This window comes from Streptomyces sp. NPDC111516 (assembly GCF_055635345.1).
Genome location: NZ_JBVKBV010000022.1, coordinates 88,074 through 102,884, shown reverse-complemented (window position 1 = coordinate 102,884; position 14,811 = coordinate 88,074). Strand labels below are relative to the sequence as shown.

Sequence of the window (14,811 nt, the reverse complement as noted above, 5' to 3'; positions counted from 1 at the left end):
CGGTTTTCCGAAAAGCACACCCAGGAAAGTGGGGACGGGGAGGGTGCGAGTCCTTCCCACAAAGGAACCGGTGGCGAAACCAGACACGGGAGAGCCTCCCGGGCCCCCCCCCGGGACCCTCTCCCGTACGCGGGCTCCTACGTGTACGCCGCGAAAAGGTCAGACGACCTCGGTCTGCTTGGGAGCGGCAGCCGCGTCCCGTGCCTGCGTGTCGTCCGACGACGTGGTCTCCGGGCCCGCTCCCCGCAGCGGGACCTCCTTGACGAACACCGAGGCGAGCAGGGCGATGACGCCGACCGATGCGCCCACCAGGAACGCGATGTGCGTGCCGGACGACACCGCGTACTGGTACGCCTCACGCGCCTGCTCCGGCAGCTTCGCCAGGCTCGCCGCGTCCAGCTGCGCGGACTTCGCGGTGGCTGCCCCGCCGCCGCGGGCCGCCATCTCGTCCTGCACCCGTCCGGTGAACAGCGCGCCCATGATCGCGACGCCGAAGGAGCTGCCGAGCGTACGGAAGAGGGTGGTCGCGGAGGAGGCGACGCCCATGTCCTTCATCTCCACGCTGTTCTGCGCGACGAGCATCGTGATCTGCATCAGGAAGCCCATGCCCGCGCCGAGCACCGCCATGTAGATGCCCGAGGTCAACCGCGTGGTGGCGGTGTCCATCTGGGAGAGCAGGAACAGACCGGCCACCATCAGGGCGGAGCCCACGATGGGGAAGATCTTGTACTTGCCGGTGCTGGTGGTGACGCGTCCCGCGATCAGTGAGACCACCATCATCGCCAGCAGCATCGGCAGGAGCAGCAGACCCGAGTTGGTCGCGGAGGCGCCCTGGACGGACTGCTGGTACAGCGGCAGGAAGAGCACCGCGCCGAACATCACGAAGCCCACCATGAAGCCGACGACGGACATCAGGGTGAAGTTGCGACTGCGGAATATGTGCAGCGGAATGATCGGTTCCGCGGCCTTGGTCTCGACGGCGAGGAAGCCGACGAGCGAGGCGACACCGATCGCGATGAGCTCCATGATCACAGCGGAGTCCCAGTCGTACTCCGAACCACCCCAGGTGGTGACCAGCACGATCGCGGTGATGCCGAGAGTCAGCAGCCCGGCGCCGAGGTAGTCGACCTTCGCCGCGGTGCGCTCACGCTTCGGCAGATGCAGTACGGCGGTGACCATGGCGAGGGCGACCGCGCCGAGCGGCAGGTTGATGTAGAAGCTCCAGCGCCAGCCGAGGTGGTCGGTGATGGTGCCGCCGACCAGCGGTCCGCCGATCATGGCGATGGCCATGACACCGGCCATCATGCCCTGGTACTTGCCGCGCTCGCGGGGCGGTACGAGGTCGCCGATGATCGCCATGACGCCGACCATCAGACCGCCCGCGCCGAGCCCCTGGACCGCCCGGAAACCGATCAGCTGACCCATGTCCTGGGCCATTCCGCTCAGCACCGAGCCGATCAGGAAGATCACGATGGACGTGAGGAAGATGCCCTTGCGCCCGTACATGTCGCCGAGCTTGCCCCAGATGGGGGTGGACGCGGCGGTGGCCAGGGTGTACGCGGTGACGACCCAGGACAGATGCTCCAGGCCGCCCAGGTCACCGACGATGGTCGGCATGGCCGTGCCGACGATCAGGTTGTCCAGCATGGCGAGCAGCATCGTGATCATGAGGGCGAGCATCACCACCCGGACACTGCGCTGCTGTTTCCCGGGTTTTCCGGCCGGCAGGTCGGCACCGGCCGCCTTTCCGCCGGCCGCCTTCTTCAGATCGGACACTTGGTCCCCACTCCCCTGATCCGCTGTGCGGCCCGGACACTTACTTGCCGCCCGGCTAGTTGACTACACTGGGGAAAGTAGACCCGTAACTAGCCGGGCGTCAAGTAAGTTTTTTGAGGGAGAGCTTCATGGGCCGCACGCCGCAGCAGCGCCGTGGCAACACGCGCCAGCGCATTCAGGATGTCGCCCTGGAGCTCTTCGCCGAACAGGGCTACGAGAAGACCTCGCTCCGCGAGATCTCCGAGCGGCTGGATGTCACCAAGGCCGCGCTGTACTACCACTTCAAGACCAAGGAAGACATCCTGGTCAGCATCTTCGATGACCTCAACCGTCCGGTCGAGGAGCTGCTCGCCTGGGGCAAGGAGCAGCCGCGCACCCTGGAGACGAAGAAGGAGATCCTCAGCCGCTACAGCGAGGCCCTGATCGGCGCGGCCCCACTGTTCCGCTTCATGCAGGAGAACCAGGCGGCCGTACGGGACCTCAGCATCGGGGTGACCATCAAGGAACGCGTTGTCGCCCTCGTCGACCTGATCCTGGAACCCGGCGCATCGCTGACCGACCAGGTGCGCTGCTATACCGCGCTCTTCGCGGCGCACGCGGGCATGTTCGCCCTCAAGGACCTCGAAGGCGACCCCGAGGAGAAGCGCAAGGCCGTCCTCGAAGTCGCCTTCGAACTCGTCACTCGGGCGCACAGCCCGGAGTCCGCCGAGTAGCGGGGTCCGTCCCGGCCGGATCAGACCGAGACGCCCTCCTTGTGCAGGAAGCTGACCGGGTTGACCGCGGAACCGTAGTCGGCGGTGTGGCGGATCTCGAAGTGCAGGTGCGGGCCGCTGGAGTTGCCGGTGTTGCCGGAGAGGGCGATCTTCTCACCCGTCTTCACGGTCTCGCCGATGCGCACATCGATCTGCGACAGGTGGGCGTACTGCGAGTATGTGCCGTTGGCGTGCTTGATCACGACGGCGTTGCCGTACGCGGGACCGTCGCCGCCACCGTTCGGACCGGCCTTCACGACGGTGCCGCTGTGCGCGGCCTTGACCTTGGTGCCGATCGGCACGGCGAAGTCCTGGCCGGAGTGCTTGTGGGCCCAGCGGCTGCCGTCGGTGCCGAAGCTCGCGCTCAGCTCGTAGTGGCTCACCGGGATCTCCCAGCCGACGGCCTTCTTCGCGGCCGCCTTCTTGGCTGCCGCCTCGGCCGCCTTGGCCGCCTTGCCCTGCACGGCCGCCTGCTGGGCGACCGAGTGGGCCGAGGAGTCGTTGATCAGGCTTGCCGCGCCGGGGGAACCCGCCGGGGCGGCCGCGAACGCAGCGCCCGCACCGAGAACCATCGACGTCCCCAGGCCGGCTGCCACCACGGCGCCACGGACACGGGACAGGGACGGGCGGCGGGAGTGCTGGAACGAAACGCGCTTCGACATAAGCGGAGATCCTCCGGAGATGACTGGACCCGGCGCTCCGGCCGGGCTGGCCATTCCTTGGTAACCCGCACCCCCAGCCATACTCAAACACCTCATCTACGAACAAAAGCCGTAGCGTGCCCTCGGGAATTCACTGCCGATGACTTCACACACCTATCGCCGGAGCTCCTCGAAACCCGTTTTTTCGGACAGGTTTAACCCCAGGTCCAAACCGGTTGAACCGGACTAAACGTAGCGATTCAGGCTCCTCCTCCTCGAGCTCCGAAAGCCCCTCCCCGGGCGGGGGCAAGGGTCCCTGCCGCTGCCGCGACGCTCTCCCCTATCGCTGCTAGTAGGCTCCGAATGGGCTGTGTGCCTTGTCACCCCGGTGGGGCCGAAGCCCGTCCGATTCGGGGTCTTCGGCCGGCACCCGGCCACGCGGCCACGACGACCGGCAGCGGATCGGCGCACTGCTCCCGGACCGCCCGGGTGCTCCCACGGGGCGGCGCGGGCGCCCGGAAACCCACGCTGCGGTGGTGACAGGCCGCAGCACGCGCCTCGCACCCGCACACGGGGCCCGCGGCCGGGTGCGACGCACGGCCGGCCCACGGGGCGAAGTCGTTCCGGTTCACCGTTCCGAGGTGTTCGGTGCCGATCGCGGCAAGGGCACGGCAAAAGGGGCTGCCCCGGACCGTTTCTCACGGTTCCGGGGCAGCCCCTTCAGATGCTCAGGCGCTCAGGCGCTTTGGCGCGTCCTCACACGTCCTTCGACATGTTCGGTCCCGCGCCGCCCGCCGCCTGCTCGATCGGGGGGACGTCGGGCAGAGCCGACTTCTCCTCGCCGCGGAAGGTGAACGCCTTCTCCTCGCCCTCGCCCTCGGTGCCGACGACCACGATGTGACCGGGGCGCAGCTCACCGAAGAGGATCTTCTCGGAGAGGATGTCCTCGATCTCGCGCTGGATCGTCCGGCGCAGCGGCCGGGCGCCCATCACGGGGTCGTAGCCCTTCTTCGCCAGGAGCGACTTGGCTTCCGAGCTCAGCTCGATGCCCATGTCGCGGTCCTTCAGGCGCTCGTCCACCTTGGCGAGCATGAGGTCGACGATCTGGATGATGTCTTCCTCGGTGAGCTGGTGGAAGACGACCGTGTCGTCGACGCGGTTGAGGAACTCGGGGCGGAAGTGCTGCTTGAGCTCTTCGTTGACCTTGTTCTTCATCCGCTCGTAGCCGGTCTTGACGTCACCCTGGGCGGCGAAGCCCAGGTTGAAGCCCTTGGAGATGTCCCGGGTCCCGAGGTTGGTCGTCATGATGATGACCGTGTTCTTGAAGTCCACGACCCGGCCCTGGGAGTCGGTCAGCCGACCGTCTTCCAGAATCTGGAGCAGGGAATTGAAGATATCGGGGTGGGCCTTCTCGACCTCGTCGAAAAGGACGACGGAGAACGGCTTGCGGCGCACCTTCTCGGTGAGCTGACCGCCCTCTTCGTAACCCACGTAACCGGGGGGAGAACCGAAGAGGCGGGAAACCGTGTGCTTCTCGCTGAACTCCGACATGTCGAGGGCGATCAGCGCGTCCTCGTCACCGAAGAGGAATTCGGCGAGCGTCTTGGACAGCTCCGTCTTACCGACACCGGACGGGCCGGCGAAGATGAACGAACCACCGGGGCGCTTCGGGTCCTTCAGACCGGCTCGCGTACGGCGGATCGCCTGCGAGAGGGCCTTGATGGCGTCCTTCTGGCCGATGACGCGCTTGTGGAGCTCGTCCTCCATGCGCAGCAGCCGGGAGGACTCCTCCTCCGTCAGCTTGAAGACCGGGATGCCGGTCGCGGTGGCCAGGACCTCGGCGATCAGCTCACCGTCGACCTCGGCCACGACGTCCATGTCGCCGGCCTTCCACTCCTTCTCGCGCTTGGTCTTCGCGGCGAGGAGCTGCTTCTCCTTGTCGCGCAGGGACGCGGCCTTCTCGAAGTCCTGCGAGTCGATCGCGGACTCCTTGTCGCGGCGGACGCCCGCGATCTTCTCGTCGAACTCGCGGAGGTCCGGCGGCGCGGTCATCCGGCGGATGCGCATCCGGGAACCGGCCTCGTCGATCAGGTCGATCGCCTTGTCCGGCAGGAAGCGGTCCGAGATGTACCGGTCGGCCAGCGTCGCGGCCTGGACCAGCGCCTCGTCCGTGATGGAGACGCGGTGGTGGGCCTCGTAGCGGTCGCGCAGGCCCTTGAGGATCTCGATGGTGTGCGGCAGCGACGGCTCCGCGACCTGGATGGGCTGGAAGCGGCGCTCCAGCGCGGCGTCCTTCTCCAGGTGCTTGCGGTACTCGTCGAGCGTTGTCGCACCGATGGTCTGCAGCTCACCGCGGGCCAGCATCGGCTTGAGGATGCTGGCGGCGTCGATCGCGCCCTCGGCGGCGCCCGCACCCACCAGGGTGTGGAGCTCGTCGATGAACAGGATGATGTCGCCGCGGGTGCGGATCTCCTTGAGGACCTTCTTCAGGCGCTCCTCGAAGTCACCGCGGTAACGGGAGCCGGCGACCAGCGCACCGAGGTCGAGGGTGTAGAGGTGCTTGTCCTTGAGGGTCTCGGGCACCTCGCCCTTGACGATGGCCTGCGCCAGTCCTTCGACGACCGCCGTCTTGCCGACGCCGGGCTCGCCGATGAGAACCGGGTTGTTCTTGGTACGGCGGGACAGCACCTGCATGACCCGCTCGATCTCCTTCTCGCGCCCGATGACCGGGTCGAGCTTGGATTCGCGAGCGGCCTGGGTGAGATTCCGGCCGAACTGGTCGAGCACCAGGGACGTGGAGGGGGTGCCTTCCGCGGGGCCGCCCGCGGTTGCCGCCTCCTTGCCGCCCGAGTACCCGGAGAGCAGCTGGATGACCTGCTGCCGCACCCGGTTCAGGTCGGCGCCCAGCTTCACGAGGACCTGGGCCGCGACGCCCTCGCCCTCGCGGATCAGGCCGAGCAGGATGTGCTCGGTGCCGATGTAGTTGTGGCCGAGCTGAAGGGCCTCGCGGAGCGACAGCTCCAGGACCTTCTTGGCCCGGGGCGTGAAGGGGATGTGCCCGGACGGGGCCTGCTGGCCCTGGCCGATGATCTCCTCCACCTGCTGGCGGACCGCCTCGAGCGAAATCCCGAGGCTCTCCAGGGCCTTAGCGGCGACACCCTCACCCTCGTGGATAAGGCCCAGGAGGATGTGCTCGGTGCCGATGTAGTTGTGGTTGAGCATCCGGGCTTCTTCCTGAGCCAGGACGACAACCCGCCGCGCGCGGTCGGTGAACCTCTCGAACATCGTTAATCGCTCCTCAGAGCGGTCAGGCAGTAAGGGGTCGGTCCCCTCCCTGTCCTTCCGCAGCTTAGTCCCGCAAGCGGGGACCGCTCATTCCAACTGCCGACACCGTCCTTGGCCTCCTGACCTCGAACGCCGACATCTGCTCCAACCCGATGGTGCGAGACGATGTTCCCGCAGGCCAGGCAGATACGCCTTTCGTCAGTACGCCGATGGCGAACGTGAGATGCCCGGGCCTGCGTGTCGCCCCTCCCCACTAGGGATGTCTTACCCGCTATTACAGACAGTCCATGCGGCGCACGCCGGTTCCCTCCGCTATGGGCGAACATATTTACGCTCCCGAATACGCCTCTACGCCCCCATGCCGGACACTCTGTGCACCCGGTCACGGACTCCGCGTAACCGTTGGTGCGGCTCGGCCGTTCTTCCGGCATGGCCATCACCGTCCCGCCTCCCCCGCCGTCGTTCGCCGACGGGAGGAAAAGCCTCGATGCATGCGTGTGGTGGGCACGGTGGTACGAACGCGAGCTCGGCTGGGCAACGGAGGGCACCACACCGGTGCGGTTGCTGACCGGGCTGCGGTTCGACGTCCTGGAGGTGCCTGCGGCCGTCGGCCGTGCGGCGCTGCGGCGGGTCGGCCGCAGCGGGCCGGTGGCGCTGGCGGGCGCACGGATGAGCCTGCTGGTCGCGGCGGGAAGCGCCGACGAGCTGCCCGGACTGCTGGAGTGGCTGGAGTGGGGCGGGGTCACCCTCTCGCTGACCGCCATCGGTGCGGGCGGCCGGATCACCGCGCCGGTGCCGCCCGGCGGGGTGCCGAGCCGGCCGGGGGCCGCGGTATGGCTGCGGCCCCCCGGGCTGCGGCACGAGGAAGAGCCGGAACTGCCGGCCCTGGGCGGCCTCGGGAGCAGGGGTGGGGGTGCTCCCGATCTCGCACGGCTCGTGGACGCGGTGGCGACGGAATGCCACCGGGTCCGGTTGATGCGCGCCCGAACGGGGCGGTCGACCGATGAGTCGACAGCTCAGCCGTTGGCCTTCTCGTAAGCCTCGCGGATCTCCGCCGGAACACGGCCGCGGTCATTCACATTGTGGCCGTTCTCGCGCGCCCACTTGCGGATCTCCGCGGTGTCCTTGTTGCCACCCGTAACAGCGCGGCCCTTGCCGCGACCGGCCGCGGCACGACCACCCGTACGCCGGCCACCCTTGGTGTACGGCTCAAGAAGACCACGGAGCTTGTCCGCGTTGCTCGTGGTGAGGTCGATCTCGTACGTCTTGCCATCCAGGGCGAACGTGACGGTCTCGTCCGCCTCGCCGCCGTCGAGGTCATCGACAAGAAGGACCTGAACCTTCTGTGCCACCGGATTTCCTTTCATCGAAAATGCAGTACGCGGAAAGGAAACCGCTTTTCTCCGAAAAACACAAACCCCCGGGAGAGGTTCAGGATCGCAAGAAGACGGGAAACGTGCGCGATTCGGACATAGAGCTACGGCTTCTTGTCGCGGTCACAGGTGCAGCAGCATCCGACTGTTGCCCAAGGTGTTCGGCTTCACTCGTTCGAGGCCCAGGAACTCTGCTACACCTTCGTCATAGGAACGCAGCAGCTCGCTGTAGACATCTCCGTCGACCGGTGTCTCTCCGATCTCCACGAAGCCGTGCTTCGCGAAGAAGTCGACTTCGAAGGTGAGGCAGAAAACCCGGCGTACGCCCAGCCAGCGGGCGGTCTGCAGCAACTTGTCCAGTACTTGATGTCCGACTCCGGCGCCCCGGATACGGTGGTCGACCGCGAGAGTGCGCACTTCGGCCAGGTCTTCCCACATCACATGCAGTGCACCGCAGCCGATGACCCGGGCGTCCTCGTCGCGTTCCGCGATCCAGAACTCCTGGATGTCCTCGTAAAGGGTCACCGTCGCTTTGTCGAGGAGGATGCCTTCACGTACGTACCCGTCGAGGAGACGGCGGACCGATGCCACATCGCTGGTCCTGGCACGGCGAACGGTGATGGCCACGTTTATAACCGACGGTTCGGTACGCAAATCGGTATGCGGAAGCTCTGAGGACATACCCCCGACGCTATCGCCCGGACTCCGGGCCCACGCCATCGGCCGGATCTCCGGCCCGTTCATCGGTTGGTTCATCCGCGGCTTCGCGCGTGCCTTCATCAGCGGCTTCGTCGGCCGCTTCCCGCGTCGGGGTCGCGGAGGTCCCGGGCAGGTCGGGCCGGACGATCCGCATGGCGTCCCGGAGGGCCTCGCGCTGCTCGGCGGACATCATGCCGAAGAAGGCGACAAGAGCGGCAGCGGGGTTGTCACTGCGCGACCAGGCCTCGTTCATCAGTGCGGCCGAGTAGGCGGCGCGGGTGGAGACCGCCGTATATCGATATGCGCGGCCGTCGACTTCCCTGCGCACCCAGCCCTTCTGATGGAGATTGTCCATTACCGTCATGACGGTGGTGTAGGCGATGGAGCGTTCCTGCTGAAGGTCCTCGAGGACTTCCCGCACGGTGACCGGACGGTTCCATTGCCAGACCCGCGTCATCACGGCGTCTTCCAGATCTCCCAATTGGCGGGGCACAATGTCACTTTAGTGCCAGATGCCGGGAATGCTCGGTTATTTACGCAGCGAAAGGGCGCACGACTCCTGACGAGTCGTGCGCCCTTTGCGTACTGCGAGATGCGAAGTGATCAGACTCCGTCGGTCCGCGGGGCCTGCTGGCCGGACTCGGCATGGCCGAGCATCGAGTCCACGGCCGCGTCCTCCTTGGCCTTGTTGGGACCGCCCTGGCTCTTGACGATCGTCACGACGAGGCCGATGAAGAAGGCGGCCATCACCACGGGGGGCACGAGCGCGGCTACGTAGTCCATGGCATCCAGAGTAGCGAGGCCGGTACGGACTTCCGCGCGCCCCCTCCGGGTGGCGGCGTGGCTATCCCACGGCGCGCTGCTGCTGCGGCGGCGGGGCCGGGCGGCGGGGCGGGAAGACCTCGGAGGGCTTGGGTGCCGGGCGTCCGGGCGACGGGGCGGGCCGGGCCGGCCGGGCCGGGGCCGCCGGGGTCTTCGGCTGTTCGGGTTCGGCTTCGTCGGCCCGGCCGCCGGGCAGGGCGAGAAGCCGGCTGCGGGGCGCGGGGGCCACCGCCGGCGTGGCACGTCCGGCGAGGCGGGCCCGTACCGAGCGCTCCGCGAGCACCTGACAGCGCTCCAGGAGGGCCGCGGCCACCGGTCTGTGGCGCACGGCACGCAGTGCGGCGAGGTCGTCGGGGCGGGGGTCGTATCCGCCCGCCAGGGCGTCCTGGAGCAGCTCCAGGTAGCCGCTGACGGAGCCGGGGAGGGCGTTGCGGTAGCGGACGAGATCGGCGAGCAGGAACGCGCGCAGGCGTCCCGCCTCGCCGACCGCCTCGTCCACGGCGCCCGCCAGCCGCAGGCAGTCCTGGACGTCCTCGTCGGGCAGGGGCGTGGGGTGAAGGGCGGTGGAGAGGGCGCGTCGGAGCACACGCAGCTCGTCCGCGCTGAACGCCATACCGCCGCGTGATCCGTAAGGCGTGGGCATGGCGCGACAATACGTGCTAAATGGACAAAATCCGCTTAACGGGTCGTCGGCGGCGCGGCGGCGGCCCTCGGTCCGCCGCCGCGCCGTTCCCGCAGGTACGCCCCCGTATCCGCTACATCCGGGCGATGTTCCGCTCGTACACCAGGCGCAGACCGATGAGAGTGAGCCAGGGCTCGTGCTCGTCGATGACGGAGGACTCGCCCAACACCATCGGCGCAAGGCCGCCCGTCGCGATGACGGTGACGTCGTCGGGGTCGGCGGCCAGCTCCTTCTTCATCCGTGTGACGACACCGTCGACCTGGCCGGCAAAGCCGTAGATGATGCCCGCCTGCATCGCCTCGACCGTGTTCTTGCCGATCACGCTGCGCGGCCGGGCCAGCTCGATCTTGCGGAGCTGGGCGCCCTTGACGCCGAGCGCCTCGACCGAGATCTCTATGCCCGGCGCGATGACACCGCCGGTGTACTCGCCGCGGGCGGAGACCGCGTCGAAGGTGGTGGCCGTGCCGAAGTCGACGACGATCGCCGGACCGCCGTACAGGTCGACGGCGGCGACCGCGTTGATGATGCGGTCCGCGCCGACCTCCTTCGGGTTGTCCATCAGGATCGGCACCCCGGTCTTGATGCCCGGCTCGACGAGGACCGCGGGGACGTCGCCGTAGTAGCGGCGGGTCACCTCGCGCAGCTCGTGCAGGACGGCCGGGACCGTGGAGCAGATCGCGATGCCCTCGATGCCGTCGCCCAGCTCCTCGCCGAGCAGCGGGTGCATGCCCATCAGCCCCTGGAGCAGCACCGCGAGCTCGTCCGCGGTACGGCGGGCATCGGTGGAGATCCGCCAGTGCTCGACGATCTCCTCGCCGTCGAACAGGCCGAGGACGGTGTGGGTGTTGCCGACGTCGATGGTGAGCAGCATCAGGCGCCGGCCCCGTCGGTGTCGCGGAAGTCCAGGCCGATGTCGAGGATCGGCGAGGAGTGGGTGAGCGCGCCGACGGCCAGGTAGTCGACGCCCGCCTCCGCGTAGGCGCGCGCGGAGTCCAGGGAGAGCCGGCCGGAGGACTCCAGGACCGCGCGGCCGCCGACCAGGGCGACCGCCTCGGCGGTCTGCAGCGGAGTGAAGTTGTCCAGCAGGATCAGGTCGGCGCCCGCGTCGAGGACCTCGCGGACCTGCTGCAGGGTGTCGACCTCGACCTCGATCGGTACGTCCGGGAACTCGTCCCGGACCCGCTTGAAGGCCTCGGCCACGCCGCCGGCCGCGATCACGTGGTTGTCCTTGACCAGCGCCGCGTCCGACAGCGACATGCGGTGGTTGACGCCGCCGCCGCAGCGCACCGCGTACTTCTCCATGGCGCGCAGGCCCGGGGTGGTCTTGCGGGTGTCGCGGACCTTGGACTTCGTTCCTTCGAGGACATCGGCCCAGGCGCGGGTGGCGGTCGCGATGCCGGAGAGCCTGCAGAGCAGGTTGAGTGCGCTGCGCTCGCCGGTGAGCAGGTCGCGGGTGCGGGTGGTGACGGTCAGCAGCTTCTGGCCGGGGACGACGCGGTCGCCGTCCTCGACATGGCGCTCGACCGCGAACTCGTCCGTGCAGACGATGGACAGGACTGCCTCGGCGATGCGCAGGCCGGCCACGACGCCCGCCTCACGGGCGGTGAAGTCGCCGGTGGCCACGGCGTCCTCGGCGACGGTCGCGACGGTGGTGACGTCGACACCGCCGTCGAGGTCCTCCTCGATGGCGACGTGCGCGACGTCCTCGACCTGGACCGGGTCCAGGCCCGCGTCGGCGAGGAGCTGGGCGAGATCGGGGTCGAGGCCGCACTCCAGGGGATTGAGCTCGTAGAACTCGTCCACGCCGCAGCCGCAGCCGTCCCCGCAGCCGCCCTCGGACGGTGCGGGCGCGCCGATCTGGATCAGCGGTACGTCCACGGGTGTGGGGCGCGGATTCTCTTCGGGCGTGCTCACGGTTACGGCTCCTCGGTGACGTCTGCGGGGTGAATCAGGGGTGCTGCTGCTGCGCAGTCTGGTGCCTGCGCCGGGCGTACGGGCCCGAATGCCTCGGTCTCCGTCCGACGGAGGACGAGTTGACGCTCCGGGGTGAGCCGGACGACGAGGTGGCGGCGCCAGTTCTCGTCGTCGCGCTCGGGCCGGTCCTCGCGCCAGTGGCAGCCGCGGGTCTCCTCGCGCCGGCGGGCGGCGGCGACCAGGACGCGCGAGACGAGCAGCAGATTGGTGGCCTCCCAGGACTCGACGCCGGGCACCGCGACCTTGGGCTCGGCCTCGCCGGCGGCCCGGGCGGCACTGTCGTGCAGGGCCTCCAGCTCCTCGGCGGCGGTGGCCAGGCTCTCGGCGGAGCGCAGGACTCCGGCGCCCCGGGTCATGATCCGCTGGATCGTGCCGCGCGCCTCGGGGGCGAGCAGCGGCGAGGGGGCGGGGAGGGGGAGTCGGCCGGCGGTTGTGGCGCCCGCGCGGGGCCGTTCCTCGACGATGTCCGCCGCGATGCGCTCGGCGAAGACGAGACCCTCCAGGAGGGAGTTGGACGCCAGCCGGTTCGCGCCGTGCACGCCGGTGCACGCGACCTCGCCGCAGGCGTACAGACCGGGCACGGTCGTACGCCCCCGCAGGTCGGTACGGATGCCGCCGGAGGCGTAGTGCGCGGCGGGCGCGACGGGGACGGGTTCGGTGATCGGGTCGATGCCGTGGGCGCGGCAGGCCGCCAGGATGGTGGGGAAGCGCTGTTCCCACATCGCGGCGCCGAAGTGGCGGGCGTCGAGATACATGTGTTCGGTGCCGTGCAGCTGCATCTGGCGGGTGATGGCCTTGGCGACGATGTCGCGCGGGGCCAGTTCCGCCAGTTCGTGCTGCCCGGTCATGAAGCGCGTACCGGACGCGTCGACGAGATGGGCGCCCTCGCCCCGTACCGCTTCCGACACGAGGGGCTGCTGGCCCTCGGAGTCGGCGCCGAGGAAGAGGACCGTCGGGTGGAACTGGACGAATTCGAGGTCGGAGACCTCCGCGCCGGCCCGCAGCGCCAGGGCCACGCCGTCGCCGGTGGAGACCGCCGGGTTGGTGGTGGCTGAGAAGACCTGGCCCATGCCGCCGGTGGCGAGGACCACGGTGGGGGCGCGGACCGCGCCGACGCCGTCGTGCTGGCCCTCGCCCATGACGTGCAGGGTGACGCCCGCGGTACGGCCCTCGTCGTCGGTGAGCAGGTCGAGGACGAGGGCGTTCTCGACGGTGTGCAGGGCGGCTTCGCGGACCGCCTCGACCAGGGCGCGGGAGATCTCGGCGCCGGTCGCGTCTCCGCCCGCGTGGGCGATGCGGCGGCGGTGGTGGCCGCCCTCGCGGGTCAGCGCGATGTCACCGCTGTCCGTGGTGTCGAAGTGGGCGCCGGTCCGGATCAGCCGGCGCACGGCATCGGGGCCCTCGGTGACCAGGGTCCGGACCGCGGCCTCGTCGCACAGGCCCGCGCCCGCGACCAGGGTGTCGTCCAGATGCTGCTGGGGTGTGTCGCCCTCGCCGAGGGCCGCGGCGATGCCGCCCTGCGCCCAGCGGGTGGAGCCGTCGTCCAGACGGGCCTTCGTGACGACGACGGTGGCGAGACCCGCGGCGGCGCAGCGCAGCGCGGTGGTGAGACCGGCCACGCCGGATCCGACGACCACGACGTCGGCGTCGATGGACCAGCCGGGGGCGGGGGCGGTCAGCCGTATTCCGGTCACGTGGTGGCTCCGAAGGTCAGCGGGATGTTGTCGATGAGGCGGGTCTTGCCGACCTTCGCCGCGACGGCGAGGATCGCGTCGCCGGTGGTGCGGTCGTCGGGGATCTCGGTGAAGTCGGCCGGGTCCACGAGCGCCAGGTAGTCCAGGGCGAGCGGCGGCTGTTCGGCGGCCGCGTCGTCGAGGATCAGTCGCGCGGCGGCGCGCACCGCGGCGGGTCCGTCCACCGGGCGGGCCAGGGCCACCGCCTGGGTGTCGGCGGCCGCGCGGGTCTCGCCGAGCGCGGTGAGCGCGGCGGCCCGGCCGGTGGTCGCCGCGGTGGTCTGCGCGCGGGCGTGCAGCGCCTGCTGGGCGGCGAGCCTGTCACGCGCCGCGAACAGGGCCCGGGACAGGGCGAGGGCGGTGTGGCGCTCCTCGGCGTCCAGGAAGCGGTTGCGGCTGGAGAGCGCGAGGCCGTCCGGCTCGCGAACCGTCTCCACGCCGACGATGTCCACCGGGAAGTTCAGATCGCGCACCATGCGGCGGATCAGCGCCAGCTGCTGGGCGTCCTTCTGCCCGAAGAACGCGGCATCGGGGCGGGTGAGGTGCAGCATCTTGGCGACGACGGTGAGCATCCCGTCGAAGTGCCCCGGCCGAAACGCGCCTTCGAGCCGCTCGCCCATGGGGCCCGCCGTGATCCGGACCTGCGGTTCGCCGCCGGGATACACCTCGTCGACGGATGGCGCGAAGACCGCGTCCGCGCCGGCGGCACCCGCCACGGCGAGATCGGCGTCGAGGGTCCGGGGGTAGCGCTCCAGGTCGGCGGCCTCGCCGAACTGGAGCGGGTTGACGAAGACGGTGACGACGACCCGGCCGTCCGGGCCCGCGGCCGCGCGTGCGGTACGGATCAGGGTGGCGTGGCCCTCGTGGAGGGCGCCCATGGTCATGACGACGGCCCGCGGCCCCTTGAGCGGCGCGAACCCGGCGAGCTCGGCAGCCGTACGGAGAAGGGTGGCCGCGGGGGCGGCGCCGGGGGCCTGCGGCGGGGCGGCGGGGCGGGGGGTGTGGGGCATGTGGGACCGAGCGGGCTGGGGCGGCGGGGTGGGCTTGTGCGACTGGGCCGTCGGAGACATGGCG

The 14,811-nt window shown here is 69.5% G+C and carries 14 protein-coding genes; 2 read left to right on the top strand and 12 right to left on the bottom strand.

Features of this window, described 5'->3' with window-relative positions:
• Positions 1-159 precede the first annotated feature (159 nt).
• Positions 160-1,776, bottom strand: coding sequence for an MDR family MFS transporter (locus ACZ7L9_RS30525; RefSeq protein WP_471420231.1), 1,617 nt, complete (start codon positions 1,774-1,776; stop codon positions 160-162).
• 128 nt (positions 1,777-1,904) lie between these two features.
• Between ACZ7L9_RS30525 and ACZ7L9_RS30520 the strand changes: the two genes are divergently transcribed.
• Positions 1,905-2,489 carry a TetR/AcrR family transcriptional regulator gene (locus tag ACZ7L9_RS30520; RefSeq protein WP_471420229.1) on the top strand — a complete coding sequence of 195 codons (585 nt, stop codon included), beginning with the start codon at positions 1,905-1,907 and terminating at the stop codon, positions 2,487-2,489.
• 20 nt (positions 2,490-2,509) lie between these two features.
• Here the strand turns inward: ACZ7L9_RS30520 and ACZ7L9_RS30515 are convergent, their stop codons facing one another.
• Together ACZ7L9_RS30515 and ACZ7L9_RS30510 are read right to left on the bottom strand one after the other, a co-directional pair.
• Positions 2,510-3,190: a M23 family metallopeptidase gene (locus ACZ7L9_RS30515; RefSeq protein ID WP_471420227.1), complete on the bottom strand. Its 681-nt coding sequence runs from the start codon at positions 3,188-3,190 to the stop codon at positions 2,510-2,512.
• Positions 3,191-3,925: 735 nt separating this feature from the next.
• Entirely contained in the window at positions 3,926-6,454 is a 2,529-nt protein-coding gene (locus ACZ7L9_RS30510; RefSeq protein WP_351787469.1) for an ATP-dependent Clp protease ATP-binding subunit, read from the bottom strand.
• A 429-nt stretch (positions 6,455-6,883) separates the two neighbouring features.
• Here ACZ7L9_RS30510 and ACZ7L9_RS30505 point away from each other — a divergent pair, with 429 nt between their 5' ends.
• A complete protein-coding gene (locus tag ACZ7L9_RS30505) occupies positions 6,884-7,492 on the top strand; it encodes an SCO3374 family protein (RefSeq protein ID WP_471420225.1) in 609 nt (202 codons plus the stop codon).
• On the opposite strand, the gene ACZ7L9_RS30500 is transcribed toward ACZ7L9_RS30505, so the two are convergent.
• From ACZ7L9_RS30500 to panC, 9 genes are all read right to left on the bottom strand, one after another.
• Positions 7,471-7,806 carry a histone-like nucleoid-structuring protein Lsr2 gene (locus ACZ7L9_RS30500; RefSeq protein ID WP_093894032.1) on the bottom strand — a complete coding sequence of 112 codons (336 nt, stop codon included), beginning with the start codon at positions 7,804-7,806 and terminating at the stop codon, positions 7,471-7,473. The genes ACZ7L9_RS30505 and ACZ7L9_RS30500 overlap by 22 nt on opposite strands.
• A 144-nt stretch (positions 7,807-7,950) precedes the next feature.
• Entirely contained in the window at positions 7,951-8,508 is a 558-nt protein-coding gene (locus tag ACZ7L9_RS30495) for an amino-acid N-acetyltransferase (protein WP_471420224.1), read from the bottom strand.
• A gap of 10 nt (positions 8,509-8,518) precedes the next feature.
• Entirely contained in the window at positions 8,519-9,019 is a 501-nt protein-coding gene (locus ACZ7L9_RS30490) for a BlaI/MecI/CopY family transcriptional regulator (protein ID WP_471420223.1), read from the bottom strand.
• A gap of 110 nt (positions 9,020-9,129) precedes the next feature.
• Positions 9,130-9,309: a hypothetical protein gene (locus ACZ7L9_RS30485; protein WP_471420221.1), complete on the bottom strand. Its 180-nt coding sequence runs from the start codon at positions 9,307-9,309 to the stop codon at positions 9,130-9,132.
• Between the two features lie 61 nt (positions 9,310-9,370).
• A complete protein-coding gene (locus tag ACZ7L9_RS30480; protein ID WP_471420279.1) occupies positions 9,371-9,961 on the bottom strand; it encodes a hypothetical protein in 591 nt (196 codons plus the stop codon).
• 142 nt (positions 9,962-10,103) lie between these two features.
• The gene (locus ACZ7L9_RS30475) at positions 10,104-10,901 is read right to left on the bottom strand and encodes a type III pantothenate kinase (protein ID WP_471420219.1); all 798 of its coding nucleotides are present in this window, start codon (positions 10,899-10,901) and stop codon (positions 10,104-10,106) included.
• Positions 10,901-11,944 (bottom strand): carboxylating nicotinate-nucleotide diphosphorylase, encoded by a 1,044-nt coding sequence (gene nadC, locus ACZ7L9_RS30470; RefSeq protein ID WP_471420217.1) that lies wholly within the window; start codon positions 11,942-11,944, stop codon positions 10,901-10,903. Before nadC ends, ACZ7L9_RS30475 begins: the two co-directional genes overlap by 1 nt.
• Before the next feature lie 2 nt (positions 11,945-11,946).
• On the bottom strand, positions 11,947-13,698 hold the full coding sequence (locus ACZ7L9_RS30465; RefSeq protein WP_471420215.1) for an L-aspartate oxidase: 1,752 nt from the start codon (positions 13,696-13,698) through the stop codon (positions 11,947-11,949).
• The gene (panC, locus tag ACZ7L9_RS30460; RefSeq protein WP_471420277.1) at positions 13,695-14,747 is read right to left on the bottom strand and encodes a pantoate--beta-alanine ligase; all 1,053 of its coding nucleotides are present in this window, start codon (positions 14,745-14,747) and stop codon (positions 13,695-13,697) included. The genes ACZ7L9_RS30465 and panC overlap by 4 nt, the downstream gene beginning before the upstream one ends.
• Positions 14,748-14,811: the final 64 nt, after the last annotated feature.

What these genes read in the sequence shown, in the direction of transcription:
- ACZ7L9_RS30510 (WP_351787469.1), bottom strand. Translation starts at nt 6,454, where the DNA reads ATGTTCGAGAGGTTCACCGACCGCGCGCGGCGGGTTGTCGTCCTGGCT.
- ACZ7L9_RS30480 (WP_471420279.1), bottom strand. Translation starts at nt 9,961, where the DNA reads ATGGCGTTCAGCGCGGACGAGCTGCGTGTGCTCCGACGCGCCCTCTCC.
- panC (WP_471420277.1), bottom strand. Translation starts at nt 14,747, where the DNA reads ATGCCCCACACCCCCCGCCCCGCCGCCCCGCCGCAGGCCCCCGGCGCC.
- ACZ7L9_RS30475 (WP_471420219.1), bottom strand. Translation starts at nt 10,901, where the DNA reads ATGCTGCTCACCATCGACGTCGGCAACACCCACACCGTCCTCGGCCTG.
- ACZ7L9_RS30505 (WP_471420225.1), top strand. Translation starts at nt 6,884, where the DNA reads ATGGCCATCACCGTCCCGCCTCCCCCGCCGTCGTTCGCCGACGGGAGG.
- ACZ7L9_RS30495 (WP_471420224.1), bottom strand. Translation starts at nt 8,508, where the DNA reads ATGTCCTCAGAGCTTCCGCATACCGATTTGCGTACCGAACCGTCGGTT.
- ACZ7L9_RS30515 (WP_471420227.1), bottom strand. Translation starts at nt 3,190, where the DNA reads ATGTCGAAGCGCGTTTCGTTCCAGCACTCCCGCCGCCCGTCCCTGTCC.
- ACZ7L9_RS30485 (WP_471420221.1), bottom strand. Translation starts at nt 9,309, where the DNA reads ATGGACTACGTAGCCGCGCTCGTGCCCCCCGTGGTGATGGCCGCCTTC.
- ACZ7L9_RS30520 (WP_471420229.1), top strand. Translation starts at nt 1,905, where the DNA reads ATGGGCCGCACGCCGCAGCAGCGCCGTGGCAACACGCGCCAGCGCATT.